The 13720-nt window shown below is 48.4% G+C and carries 7 protein-coding genes; 2 read left to right on the plus strand and 5 right to left on the minus strand.

Going from position 1 to position 13720, the window contains the following annotated elements; translation table 11 throughout:
- Window positions 1-128: 128 nt before the first annotated feature.
- On the minus strand, window positions 129-527 hold the full coding sequence (locus QUA25_RS19480; protein ID WP_333040641.1) for a hypothetical protein: 399 nt from the start codon (window positions 525-527) through the stop codon (window positions 129-131).
- Window positions 528-654: 127 nt separating this feature from the next.
- On the minus strand, window positions 655-1461 hold the full coding sequence (surE, locus tag QUA25_RS19485) for a 5'/3'-nucleotidase SurE (protein ID WP_333040643.1): 807 nt from the start codon (window positions 1459-1461) through the stop codon (window positions 655-657).
- A 222-nt stretch (window positions 1462-1683) separates the two neighbouring features.
- Here surE and pheS point away from each other — a divergent pair, with 222 nt between their 5' ends.
- Entirely contained in the window at window positions 1684-2688 is a 1005-nt protein-coding gene (pheS, locus tag QUA25_RS19490; RefSeq protein ID WP_015177077.1) for a phenylalanine--tRNA ligase subunit alpha, read from the plus strand.
- Window positions 2689-2907: 219 nt separating this feature from the next.
- Here pheS and QUA25_RS19495 read toward each other — a convergent pair whose 3' ends face one another.
- Both QUA25_RS19495 and QUA25_RS19500 read right to left on the minus strand, forming a co-directional pair.
- Window positions 2908-3381: a hypothetical protein gene (locus QUA25_RS19495; RefSeq protein WP_333040645.1), complete on the minus strand. Its 474-nt coding sequence runs from the start codon at window positions 3379-3381 to the stop codon at window positions 2908-2910.
- Window positions 3382-4005: 624 nt separating this feature from the next.
- Window positions 4006-7527 (minus strand): response regulator, encoded by a 3522-nt coding sequence (locus tag QUA25_RS19500; protein WP_333040647.1) that lies wholly within the window; start codon window positions 7525-7527, stop codon window positions 4006-4008.
- Between the two features lie 1714 nt (window positions 7528-9241).
- Between QUA25_RS19500 and QUA25_RS19505 the strand changes: the two genes are divergently transcribed.
- Window positions 9242-9865 (plus strand): GNAT family N-acetyltransferase, encoded by a 624-nt coding sequence (locus QUA25_RS19505; RefSeq protein WP_333040648.1) that lies wholly within the window; start codon window positions 9242-9244, stop codon window positions 9863-9865.
- Between the two features lie 648 nt (window positions 9866-10513).
- Here the strand turns inward: QUA25_RS19505 and QUA25_RS19510 are convergent.
- On the minus strand, window positions 10514-13720 hold a 3207-nt coding region (locus QUA25_RS19510), incomplete at its 5' end, for an Ig-like domain-containing protein (protein ID WP_445242190.1).

The raw sequence follows: 13720 nt of genomic DNA on the forward strand, positions 1-13720 counted from the left end.
ATGAAGCGCAAGGCGTCTAAGTGCTTACCCCTAGCTCAAGAGGGATGCAATTGCTAAAATAGTGTGATTTCTACCTAAAGGAATAGATATTTGCACGCAGTATCTGTCAGAATTTCTTTTAAGAAATGTTAACGTGAGACATCTTCGGAATTACCAGTTCCGCTCACCCACTCTAAAAATCCTTGCAGTGAATTCTGTGGGGGTAGCGATTGTTCCGTAGCGGCGAGCGCACACCCGAAAAACACCACACTGCCCAAAATGGCAATCAGCGGAAAAGGCTTACTCAGTCCAAAGTCCCGCTGAAGGCGAGCTAACGGTCTGCTCTCGCGCCTGAGCATTTTTCCTACCGTCAGTTGTTTGAGACTAAAAGGATCGCGCACAAAATGACCGCTCCAGCTAATTACCATATGAGAATGACAGTGGGGACAAGTGAATAGTCCACTGACCATCCCAACTGGGCCGACGACGCTGGAACGGTTGCAGATCGGGCAAGTGACAGAATGAGTGTTATAGGTGGGAGCGTTCATAACTGTTTTTCTTGAGTAAAAAAAACTAACAAGTAATTGGGAGCCTGTGTTAACGCTTAAGGTATAGACCTTGAGAGGCACTTTTCCTTAATTCCTAGTTTACCGCTCTGATCGGGTCGATCGGATCTCACTGCTTGGGAAAACCTTCAACTTGCCAATCCCGCAACGAGTGCAAGTCTGGAGCACAGGTGAGATTATATTGCAAGGGAGTTACGGTTATTCTGTTGTCGCGAATAGCTTGTACGTCTGTAGGAATATCATGCGGCACCGCCGAATCAGCGATTTCTTCTACATCTTCTAACAATTCCCCAGCCAGCCAATAATAAGTTTTGCCGCGCGGATCTGTGCGCTTTTGAAATATGTCGAAATAGCGGCGAATGCCTTGACGGGCGATCGCAACTCCGGTAATTTCTGCTTGTGTGACTGCTGGTATGTTGACATTCAACAGCATCGGTTTGGCCATTGGCTGTTTTTCCAACTGTGCCAGCAAAGTGACAGCGAAATCTACCGCCGGCCCAAATTCCTGCGAAGTAAAGCTGGCGAGGCTAAAAGCAATGCTGGGAATGCCTTCCATAATTCCTTCCATTGCTGCCGAAACCGTACCCGAACAGATGATATCCGTGCCTAAATTGGGCCCGTGGTTGATACCGGAAAGAACAAAATCCGGCGGTTTGTCAAGTAAAGCCCACAAAGCAAGTTTCACGCAGTCGGCGGGAGTACCCGAACAGGCCCAAGCTTGAACTGCGGGCTCAAAAATAGATTCGACAATTTCAGCGCGGATGGGTTGGTGCAGGGTAAGGCCGTGGCCGGTAGCGGAGCGCTCTCTGTCGGGACAAACTACGCTCACGTCGTGGCCAGCGTCGGCGAGAGCGTTGGCGAGGCTGCGGATGCCTTGTGCAAAGATGCCGTCGTCGTTGCTAATTAAAAGTTTCATTGAAATTTTTATAGGCCTTATAACAATACTAAACTAGATTCAACTACGGCGATCGCTCTAATATCCAATTACCTATTACAAATTATCCGTAACTGCCGAAAAGCTAAAATCTAAAATCTAAAATCTAAAATCAACAAGCTGTAGAGCCAAAATTGCGCTAAACTCAACTTGGCCCAAAACTGCCATCAATCTAAAATCTAAAATCTAAAATCTAAAATCAAAATGACTGTCCAGCTAAGCGACATTGAAACTCAACTAGAAACCCTCGGTCAAGAGTCCAAAAGTGCGATCGCCACTGCCAATACCCTCGAACAACTCGAACAGTTGCGCGTCGGCTACCTCGGCAAAAAAGGCCAACTCTCTCAAATTTTAGGCATGATGGGCAAACTGTCGCCAGACCAGCGACCCAAAGTAGGTGCGATCGCCAATACAGTTAAAGAAGCCCTGCAAGCCGATTTAGAAGACAAGCGCGCCGCCCTCCAAACCGCCCAAATCCAAGCCAAATTAGCCTCAGAAACCATCGATGTCACGATGCCGGGGATTTTTCGCCCCCAAGGCCGCGTTCACCCCTTAAACGCCGTCATAGACCGCGCTCTCGATATCTTTGTCGGCCTCGGATACACCGTCGCCAACGGCCCGGAAATGGAAACAGATTATTACAACTTCGAGGCGCTCAACACCCCGCCCGACCACCCAGCGCGGGATATGCAAGATACATTTTACCTACCAGGCGGCGACTTGCTGCGGACTCAGACATCATCAGTGCAAATTCGCTACATGGAACAGCACAAACCGCCGATTCGGATTGTCTCTCCCGGCCGCGTTTACCGCCGCGATACTGTTGATGCTACTCACGCGGCAGTTTTCCACCAAATTGAACTTTTAGCAATTGATGAAGGTCTGACATTTACTGACTTGAAAGGCACAATTAAAGAGTTTTTGCGGCAAATGTTCGGGCAAGATTTGCCTATCCGTTTCCGCACCAGTTACTTTCCGTTTACGGAACCTTCTGCCGAAGTTGATTTGCAGTGGAACGGCAAATGGCTGGAAGTTTTGGGCTGCGGAACGGTCGATCCGAATGTTCTTAAAGGAGTCGGTTTAGATCCAGAAAAATATACTGGGTTTGCGGCCGGTTTTGGTGTCGAGCGGTTCGCAATGGTACTTTATGAAATCGACGACATTCGCCGGGTTTATGCTAGCGATTTGCGCTTTTTGCGACAATTTTAAACAAGGGCTTGGGGTCGCTTACACGAGCCGTCTAGAAGTCTTGGTCAATGTACATCAATCTTTCAGTTTGAAGTAAGTAAGTACAAATAAACATTACTTGGGGAGAGGGCGGGTTCTGCAACGATCGACTCGCCCTTACTGTAAATAAGCCCTAAAGCCGTCCCTACAAGCCCCTGCAAGATATTATTGTTTTTTTGCGCTTACCTACTTATTTATTGTCTACTTGCCAAAAACACCCTTGATGCTGTCAACAGCGCTCTCGACAGCATTCTTGGTATTATCTACTGCTTTCTGAGTCCGAGCTGAATCTTCCGATGCTCTTTTCTCAATTGTGGCCGCATCTTTCTTAGCTTTGCGCTCTACTACACTACCATCATCCGATGCTCGATCGACTTTAGCAGCATTTGTCTTGGCAGTTTCCTTAACCTTCTCTTCTGTATCTCGGATGAAGTTCTTGGCTCGTCCAGCATCTTTGCTGGCTTTTTCTTGAACCACATCGCCCGCATCTGGGTCTGCTGCCATCGAGTTTACAGCAGGAGATGCCATTGCTGCGGTGTTAGAGAAGAACGCACCAGACCAGACGAAGGCCATCGCACAGACGCAAAGCACAGTTGCAGCGATCGAGCGCCCTAAAGTCGAAAGTCGTTTCGTAAAATAATTCAGTTTCATAGAATACAAAATGAGAGATGACATTCTATTTTTACTCGATCAGAGCGATCAGCGTAACCGTTCTCTAGATAGAGGTTATCCAGCGACGATCGGTTAAAAAAGTTCCCTCTTTTGATAGATTCAAGCCAGGACTGTCAGTCAATGGTAGAGTTGAGATTTGAGATTTGAGATTTGAGATTTGACTCTACAAGCGTAATTGGGACTCTTGAACTTTGATGGATAGATTGTAGATTTTAGATTTTAGATTAAACACTTGATATCAAATCTGTTAGGAGAAAGATTCTTCCTATATCTCTGCTCTACATCTGCGTGAATCAGCGTCAATCCCTTGTTACCTGCGGTTAATAAATTGTCTTTTTTTAACCGCATATACAGGCAGATAAACCCAGATAAACATAGATGAATTATATCAATTCCTGTTGCACTGGAATTATTGTTGACTGTTGACTATTGACGGGCGGGTCTAAAAACTGAATGGTTGAGGGTTAACTGTTGACTCGATTTTATTATTCCGATGCAACCGGAAACGATATCACAGAGTGACCATCGCTTTGGACTACATACATATTTTGCGGCTCATCTACTTATTTAGGAATAGGTTGTTCCCGAAATTGTGCGTGGGGTATCAACATATAATACTTATCATGACTAATCACAATTTAGTAAAAAAGTCAATACAGTTTCATCAATTCCCTTTAGTTTCAAAGGCTTATATTTAACAATGCGATTTTCCTCAACATAATCTGCCACCGCCGCCGAAATTAGCACCGTGTTTGGTTCCGTGACCTCTTGCAAGCGGGCGGCAATATTCACGCTCGGCCCGATCGCAGTATAATCCGATCGATCGGGGCCGCCAAACATCCCCACCACCGCAGTACCCTGGTGAATTCCGCAGCGAAACCGCACCGGAGGCACGCCATTTTCCCCAACAATTCCCTGCTCCAACCAGCCCTGGTTAAGCTCCTTCAGAGATAGCACCATTTGCCTTGCAGCAGCGATAGCGCGGCGTACTTGCTCGTTAGGCGTTAGTTCCTCCGGCGCGCCAAAGAAAGCCATTACCGCATCTCCAACAAACTTGTCCACCGTACCGCCACTGTCAAAAATAGCCTTAGTCATTGCCGCCAAATATTCATTCAACAGCTCAGCTACCCGGCGCGAGCGCAGCGTATTTGCCATTTGAGTAAAACCGACAATATCGCTAAACAAAATAGTAATCAATCGCGGTTCCGGGCGCAAATCCAATGCCAAATCTCCAGCCGCAGCGGCCTTCACCATCGCCGGCGGTAAAAATCGGCGCAGCACCGACTCAGTTAAATAACTGTTCAACTGCTGCACTCGGCGCTCGTTTTGTTTGAGGGCGATCAAATTCCGCACTTCCGCCAACAATTCTCGATCGTTAAAAGGCTTGGACAAATAAGCATCCGCACCCCGTTCTACTCCTTCAATTCGAGTATCTTCGTCGGCTTTAGCAGTCAGCAAAATTGCCGGAGTTCCCTGCAATTCCTCATCCTCTCGAATCATCTTAATCAAATCCAAACCCGAGACCAAAGGCATCATCAAATCCGTTATAATTAAATTAGGACGGCGTTTTTTAGCCACGGCAAATCCTTCTTCTCCGTTGCGGGCGAGCAAAACTGCAAAACCGGAATCTCGCAGAATAGCCGACACATAAAAGCGTAAATCGGGATTGTCGTCAACCACCAAAACCGTTCCCACTGCTGTTTCAGATCTGATCGGCTCGATCGCCTCAAAGTTGTGATTTTCAGCCTCATTTTCGGACAAATCTGCCTCCACATCGGCCAGTTCCACCGCAGCTTTGGATGAGTGAAACTCTGCGGGTATTTCTAGTACCTGTTCCGGGGGCAAGTGAGTCGAACCGAAGTGCAGCCAAACGGTAAAAGTAGTACCTTCCCCGTAAACTGACTCAACTGAAACTTGACCGCCGTGGAGTTCGACCAATTCTTTGACAAGTGCCAAACCTAAACCGCTGCCTTCGTAGGAACGGCTAGCAGAACCTTCGGCTTGGTGAAAGCGCTCGAATAAATAGGGAATTTGTTCGGTGCGAATGCCGATACCGGTGTCTTTTACTTGCAACAAGCAGTGAGCGCCAGCCGATTCAACTTTCAGGGTGATAGTTCCGCCTTCTGGGGTGAATTTAACAGCATTTGATAGCAGGTTGTAAATAACTTTGTCAAATCTTTCCAGATCCAAATAAAGTAAAGGACATTCTTGCAGTTGGGTAATTAAGTGCAGTCCTTTTTTCTCACAGTAGGCGCGGAACGACTCTGCGGTAGAGTAACAGAAACCGACTAAATCGCAGGGGCGGAAACTCGGCTGCATCCGTCCGGCATCGAGCCGCTGCAAGTCCAGCAGTTGATTTACCAAGCGCAGGAGGCGGCGGGAATTACGCAAAGCGATTACGGCTTGTTCGTAGGGCAAGTCTTCTTGGCGCCTGCAAGCTGATTCTAGAGGGCCGATAGTTAGAGTTAGAGGGGTGCGGAACTCGTGGGAGATATTTTGGAAAAATTCGGTTTTGAGCCGATCGGCTTCCAGAAGCCGTTCTGCCTGCTGTCTGGTAGTCTGGTAGAGGCGCGACTGCTGCACGGCTAGAGCCGCTTGAGTTGCGACTATTTGAGCCAGGTCAATATCTGAGATGTTCCAGCGGCGGATGCTGCGATTTTGGCGCAGGGAAATGCTGCCGATGATTTTGCCTTCTGAGAGTAAGGGAACGACTAACAGGGCGCGGGCTGGCGATCGAACTTGGAGTTCTGTAACATTTAACTCGGGGTGTTCCTCGAGATCTTCGATCGCCACCGGCTCTTTTGATACCATAACTTGCAGCAACACCGGATTGCCCCGAATCGGCACCAAAGACTGTGGCAAAGAAGGATGGGCAAAAACCCAGGCGCGAGTGTTAGCAGCACCATCGCCAGAAGCCGTATCGTAGCCCAGAGGGTTCGCAACTACCTCTGGATCAATAAAACCCTGTTCTACAGCCACGGTATCTCTATTTGTGTCGTATAGCCCCACGCATTGGACGTATTCATCATCTTCTGTCCACAGAGATAGGGCGCAGCCGTCAACTTGCAAAGCTTGGCCGAGTTGTTGAGTAATGGCTGCAAAAATATTTTGGGGATCGAGACTCGATCGAATTGCCGTAGTAATAGTATTGACTAAGGCCTCGCGCTTGGCCAGCGCCCGCACCTGTTCGTAAGCCCGGGCTTGAGAAAGCGCCAAAGCCGCTTGGTCTGCCACCGTAATTACCAACTGTACCTCGTGGTCTTGCCACTGGCGCCGTCGATCAAACTGGTGCAGCGCCAAGACTGCCATCAGTTCGATTTTGTAAAACAGCGGTACGATCAAGCTCGATCGAATATTCGCAGCTTCGTAAGCCTGCTGTCGTTGTTGATTATCCGAGTTTAAAACTCGATCGTCAGTTTGGGCATCTTGAATCACTTCCACATCCAAAGTTTCCCAAACCAAATCCGGCAGCAAATCCGGGGAAAGTTCGGCAGCAGAAGCATCTCTGGGCATCGCTTCCTCATCGCCCCCCAACCCTTGAGTTTCTCCCTTCTGGTAAACGAACCACTCATCGGCAACTCGGCCGTCTTGGAACGGCCGCAGCAGACAGCAACTCACCTCAAACATCTGCCCGACAGTTTCCACAATTCTTTGCAGCATTTGCTGGTAATTGGGAGCCGAGCGGATAGTATTGGTAACGGCATAAAGCAGCGATTCTTGGCTCAAAGCACGGCGCAGTTCATTGGTGCGCGTTTTCAGAAGATTGTGAGTCTCAACAGCTTGACTGACAAGATTTATCAGCTCTTGAGCATCCCAAGGCTTGGTAACGTATTTGAATACTTTGCCAGCGTTAATAGCTTCCACTAAATCTTCAACATCCGTATAGCCAGTTAAAATAATTCGGATCACGTCGGGGTACTGAGCCGCCGTCAAGCTGAGAAACTCCGTACCGCTCATTTTTGGCATTCGCTGGTCGGAGATAATCACCGCAACTTCTCCCTCTTTTGCCAAAATTTCGAGAGCAGCGGGACCAGATTCGGCTCTGAGCACTTTGTAGTCTCGATGAAAGGTGCGGTAAAGCAAGTCGAGGTTATCCGGTTCGTCATCGACGATCAGAATTTTTAGCTTAGGATTTTCTTGGGAATTCATGCACCGTTCTCCTGTGCCCCGGGGCTGTTCGATTTAATAAGTCTGATTAAAGGAAGAATTCGCCGATTTAAATTGCTGAAGTCATACCATTTTCGATTTTCGATTTTCGATTGCGAATGACTGATGACATAAGGATTGGGATTTTGCCTAGAGTGCCATTATTTTGGGAAAATGGTATCACAATAATTCGTGGATATGAAGTTGTTGTGAGTGTGCGAGGCAAGCATCAACCTTGATTTTTGATGTCTGGGTTTTCAATTCGGAATTCTTCTGAGCCACAGTTATCTGTCGTGCACCCCAATTTTATTATTTAATGATATTCATATAAACTCGTCTCCCGATAAGTTTTTTTTACCCCTTACCTTTATGCAGCAATAGAGCAAACACAAATCTGGCCATTTTAACTGCCGTCTGGATATCTCAGAATACATAGGAATAACCGTCCTGATTGTGAGTTGATTTGCCAAATTTATGTTTGCTCCTAGCTCCTGGGAATATTGTATTTGGTATGTGAAAGCTGCCCGCAGCAAGATACAATAGACAACCAACATCTTCGCCTGTGTTTTTTTCCCACAAGTAACAGCAACTTTAACAGTCAGCCAAGGATAACGACCACCATCGGGCCCTGAGCCCCTGACTGATATTGGGGGGTGGCTGACAGACCACAGAGGTGTCTGTGGGAGTGACGCAATTGCTGTACCATTTTAGTTAGACTTGCACTTTTTTCCCCGATCTCGGCATTTTTTGTGCGTCCTGCAGACCTTCGACAAGCCAATTACTGCGGCGAAACACCGCAAGCTTGAGCATCCATCTGTTAATCTTAGCTAGGGATGTACTCTGTGGAAACCGATCAGTCGATTTTAGATTTTAGATTTTAGATTTTAGATTTACTCCACAGATGAATCGGGGAGCTTGAACTAGGGTCTAAAATTTTGAGCTGTCCCCGACGAGTGTCGGTGGCTTGTATCGGTTTTTGGGCAGGGTCAATCAGCTCGATCGAGGTTTTGAAGGTCTCGCTCGCGCGCAGCAGAGTATCGAACCGACGGGGAAAACCCTTGCAGACTGTTTCCAGGCATCCAAATTTAAATTGGACGTTGGAAAAGTACCCAGTAGCTCAACAGGTAAGACCGGTTCGATGGGGGATGGGCGATGGATAGCCCAGAACTGCTGAAAGCTGGGGTGCCAAGCCGGGGGGGCGGCGGGGAACATCCGACGCGCGATCGTGCCCGGTGTTAGTATGGTCAGTCGTTGAGTTTTTCAACTACCGCTTGACGGATAAATTATATTCGATCGGGTATTTCCGTAAGCAGAGAGCGGTAGGATGCCGGGAACCTGACGTTAAAACCTTTGTGATTGTTTTTAATACCTTGCCCGCTAAGCTGTCGCGCATTTAATTTGTAAGCTACTGTTTACTTAAACTCTTGTGATGCCGGCCGAAAGCCAGGGATCAAGCTTCAATTTAAAGGTCAAATAGCTTATCCACAAATCTAGTATTAGGGGATGAGTTTTATTTTGTCATAACTAGAGTATTAAATGCTAATAATTTTCCATTTACCTCAAATGATACTTAAAGTCAAGCAAAAAAAAATGTAATTTAATCGGGTAATAAACTATGCCTATAAGTTACGTTATAAGATCAGTATAACATCAGTGAATTTTCTAAGAGGGTAGCTTAGAAACCCGCGTAAAAAAATTACTATAGTGGCCTGGCATTGTGAATCCTTCATTTTTTTCCTCACCATCTCACCAACAACAACCTCCCGGACTTTCTGGTTTTTCTATCCGGGTGGCTGCGCCCAACGACTTAACGCAGCTAGCTGATATTTTAGCCATGAGCTTTCACTCCCGCGAGGGGTTTGTAGAATGGGTGTATCCAGTGTTGCGTTTGGGCATTTACGAAGATTTAAAAAATCGACTGCGTTCTAAGGCAGAACATTACATTTGTCTGGTTGCTGAGCTAGTCTCGCGCGAGGAGGGAACGCAGAATTATCGATCGCACCGAGCTCAGCGCATAACAGGAACAGTAGAAATGGCTCTGCGTTCTCGCTTTCCTTGGCAAAGCCCTAATTCTGACTATCCTTATTTGTCGAATTTAGCCGTTCACCCGGAGTATCGGCGGCAGGGGGTTGCTCAACAATTGCTCAGCCACTGCGAGGAGACAGCTAGAGAATGGGGATTTTCTGAGATTTACCTCCACGTTCTGGAAAATAATCACGCGGCGCGACAGTTATACTATCAGGCCGGCTATCGCTTGCAACAGGTGGATTGGAATTGGACTGGTTGGCTGTTCGGCCAGCCGCGTCGGCTATTTTTACGCAAGCAGATTTCGCTATCCTAAGCTAAGTATTTGAATTTATTATGGGGAATTGGGGCTTCGCCAAGAAAAAGGAAAAAATAGCTATCCGTGTATCTCTTCTTTCCTTCTATTGTGAATAAATGGAATGGGAATGGGGAATTAGTGATGAATTTTAGTTTGCTCTTAAGCTCGATCGCACAACACACTAAAATTAGTGGGTAGTAAACACTTGAGCTACCAACCATTGTGTACCTTGAAACACCTTAAAAAAACCATACAAACTTATATAAACTCCGGTAGCGTCGTCAGGCGTAAAAATAGTCAAGAATTACGGATTATTCAACAGGAATTAATATAATTAATCTGCGTTAATCTGTGTTTACTAGCGGTAAAAAAATATATTTTATTCACCGCAGATGACAATAGATAGACCATGATTCACGCCGATAAAGATAATAGATTGATGAATACTCTAGCTCCTAACAGATTTGATATTATACCAAATCCAGCTTGAATACACCTTTATTTTTTAGCATTTTAGAGAGGAACAAAAGGCAACTGTAAGAGTGATGTCAATGGCCGAGCGCTACAAAGTTTCTAGCCCGGATTGAGTATTGTGAGGAACGCCACAGCAGATCAGAACTTCTGTGGCGTTTTGTTCGTCAGAACAGGAGACTTTCGCCGCCAATTCTAGAGCTCAGAGAGATTTGGTAGGAAATCCGAGGAGCTGATCGCCCCGTTAACCCCAACCAGATTCGCTAAAACCCGATCGGTTCCTGCTACTCGCAGCAACGTACCGTTCGGAGTGGCGCTAAATTGCAACTGCTGGAAACTCAGGCTGTCGCTCAAAACCAACTTATCGACGCCTACCTCGAAGTTAATGACAGTATCAGTGCCGCCCTCACCATTCAACACAAATCGATCGCTCCCCATACCTCCAATTAAAGTATCCTCGCCCAAGTCACCAAACAGCCAGTCATCTCCAGCGCCCCCATTGAGAAGGTCGTTATCTTTACCACCAATCAGGGTATCGCTGCCAGCATCTCCGTTGATAGTATCTTGGCCTTCATTGCCGTAGAGCAAGTCATCGCCCTCACCCCCGTTGATGCAGTCTTGCTGGTCGTTTGCGCCCACCGAGAAAGCCCGGTTATCAGCACGATCGCCATAGATGGTATCGTTGTCCTCGCCACCGCAGAGTTCATCGCTGCCGTCACCCCCGTAAATCAAGTCGTCGCCCTGATCTCCGTGTATGAGGTCGTTAGCTTTGCCGGCGTAAATCAAGTCGTTGTCTTGACCACCACTGATGGTATCGTCACCCTCATCGCCGAACAGCACATCAGCACCGATGCCACCAAAGAGCAAGTCTTGGCCGCCAACATCTTTAGCTCGACTTCGAGCACCGCCGTACATGGTGTCGTCGCCGCTGTCCCCGACAAGGGTATCTGAGCCGAGTTCGCCCCAAATCAGGTCATTATCTTTGCCACCCCAAACACAATCATTGCCTTTACCTGCTTGCACGGTATCATTACCGTGGCCGCCGCCGATGATGTCGTTGCCGCTGTCGGCAAAGATTAAGTCTTGTTCGCCGAGATCCCCGATGGACTGGGAACTGCCACTGTCGCCGAGCAGAGTATCGGCTCCTTCGCCGCCGTAGAGGGTATCGGAGCCTAATTGACCGTAGATGATGTCATTGCCTTTACCTCCGTAAGCGCGATCGTTATCTTTGCCTGCAACCAGCGTATCGTTGTCTTGTTGGCCGTTGAGGAAGTCGTTACCGAAGCCTCCGTACAGCAAGTCGCGTCCCTCGGAGTCGGTGGCCCTTTGGTCGCGGATGCCCCCAAACAAGCTGTCGGAGCCGATGCCACCAAACAACGTATCGGAGCCGATTTCGCCCCAAATTCGGTCATTTTCTTTACCTCCAAGGGCAATATCGTCACCTTTGCCGGTATGGATGGTATCGTCGCCCTCGTTGCCGTTAATGAGGTCTGCACCCTCGCCTCCGAAAATCAAATCGCGAGCATCGTCAGGACTCTGGGAGTTGTTCTGCCCGGTGTCTCCGAGAATAGTATCCGCACCTCGATCTCCAAACAGGTTGTCAGAGCCTAAGTCGCCGGCAATCCAGTCGTTCTGTTTGCCTGCAAATACGATATCGTTGCCCTCGTCTCCGTAAACAATATCGGTGTCAATGCCCGCAAAAATCGTGTCATTGTCTTCGTTGCCGTAAATTTCGTCCGCGCCGTCTTCACCTAAAAGCAGGTCGTTGCCTTCAAAACCGACGATTTTTTGGTTGCCTTTGGTGTCTACGATGAAGTCATCGCCATCGGTTCCTTTGGTGGTTTGTCCCTCTGAAAATTGTGAAATAGGCCGGACAAATCCAACAGCAGGTGGTTGCTGCGGAGGCGCAAAGTTAATTCCCGGTTTTTCAATAATGGGCTGACACAAACAGTCGGTATCTGGTTCGGCGATCGGATTTGAGATACCGGGCGCGGGTGTTGGTGTGGGTGTAGGTATGAGTGGGGGAACAGTTCCAACTGGCCTCAAGATAGCAGCAACAGTAGCGCTAGCGGGGCTGACTTTGCCGAGGTTGTCGGTGGCGATGTAGCTGAAAGTTGCTCCGTTAAAGTCAACTGTGGCTACGAAAAATAGTTTTCCTATTTCTGCCGGAGTCAAAACTTGACCGGCTGTCACGGGTACGTCGCCGTTGACTGAAGCTGATAAGAACAGGACTCCTTGGTTGGCTGGGGGGACGCTGGTGATGGTGTAAGAGACGATCGACCCATCGGGGTCACTTCCTCCCAATCCCAACACCTGCACGATGCCGTTAGTCGGAACCGTGAAGTTAACATTGTTAATCGATGGCGGTTGGTTGGAAGTCGGGGAGATAGCGGCAACTGTGGCAGTGGCGGGGCTGGTAGCGCCGCTGTTATCTGTGGCGCTGTAGCTGAAATTGGCACCGGTAAAGTCGCCGGTGGATTGGAAAAATAGTTGTCCTATTTGTTCCGGTGTCAAGACTTGACCTGGTGTCACGGCTACTCCGCCGTTGGCTGGATCTCCTAAAAACAGGATTCCTTGGGCCGCTGGCGGTAGGGTGTTGATGGTGTAAGAGGCGATCGACCCATCGGGGTCACTTCCTCCCAATCCCGGCACCCGCGCGCTGCTGTTGGGGTCTACCGTGAAATTAGCATTGTTGGTTACTGGCGGTAAGTTTAGGGGATTTGGTGTGGGAGTTGCTCCTGTGGAACCGAGAGTAGCGGTAGCCAGGGAACTGGTAGCGCCGTTGCTATCTGTGGCGCTGTAGCTGAAAGTTGCTCCGGTAAAGCTACCTGTGGATTGGAAAAATAGTTGTCCTAGCTGTTCCGGTGTCAGGACTTGACCTGGTGTCACGGCTACTCCGCCGTTGGCTGGATCTCCTAAAAACAGGACTCCTTGGGCCGCTGGCGGCAGGGTGTTGATGGTGTAAGAGGCGATCGACCCATCGGGGTCACTTTTTCCTAATCCCGGAATTTGCGCGGTGCTGTTGGGCTCTAGGGTGAGGTTAGTATTGTTGGCTGTTGGCGGTTCGTTGGGAGTCGGTGTGGGAGTTGGTGTGGGAGTTGGTGTTGGTGCTGGAATCGGTATTGGTAATGGTGTGGGAGTGGGCGTTGGTACTGGTGCTGGAGTCGGCGGGGGTGTCGTTCCTGTTAAACCGAGATTTGCGTTAGCTGGGGGGCTAACTGCGCCGCTGTTATCTGTGGCGCTGTAGGTAAAATTGGCACCGGTAAAGCTACCTGTGGATTGGAAAAACAGTTGTCCTATTTGTTCCGGTGTCAAAACTTGACCCGGTGTCACGGCTACTCCGCCGTTGGCTGGATCTCCTAAAAACAGGATTCCTTGGGCCGCTGGAGGCAGGGTGTTGAT

The organism is Microcoleus sp. Pol17C6, assembly GCF_036701145.1.
Lineage (GTDB): Bacteria > Cyanobacteriota > Cyanobacteriia > Cyanobacteriales > Microcoleaceae > Microcoleus.

Coding starts and splice junctions, on each gene's coding strand:
- QUA25_RS19480 (WP_333040641.1), bottom strand. CDS start 527: ATGAACGCTCCCACCTATAACACTCATTCTGTCACTTGCCCGATCTGC.
- surE (WP_333040643.1), bottom strand. CDS start 1,461: ATGAAACTTTTAATTAGCAACGACGACGGCATCTTTGCACAAGGCATC.
- pheS (WP_015177077.1), top strand. CDS start 1,684: ATGACTGTCCAGCTAAGCGACATTGAAACTCAACTAGAAACCCTCGGT.
- QUA25_RS19495 (WP_333040645.1), bottom strand. CDS start 3,381: ATGTCATCTCTCATTTTGTATTCTATGAAACTGAATTATTTTACGAAA.
- QUA25_RS19500 (WP_333040647.1), bottom strand. CDS start 7,527: ATGAATTCCCAAGAAAATCCTAAGCTAAAAATTCTGATCGTCGATGAC.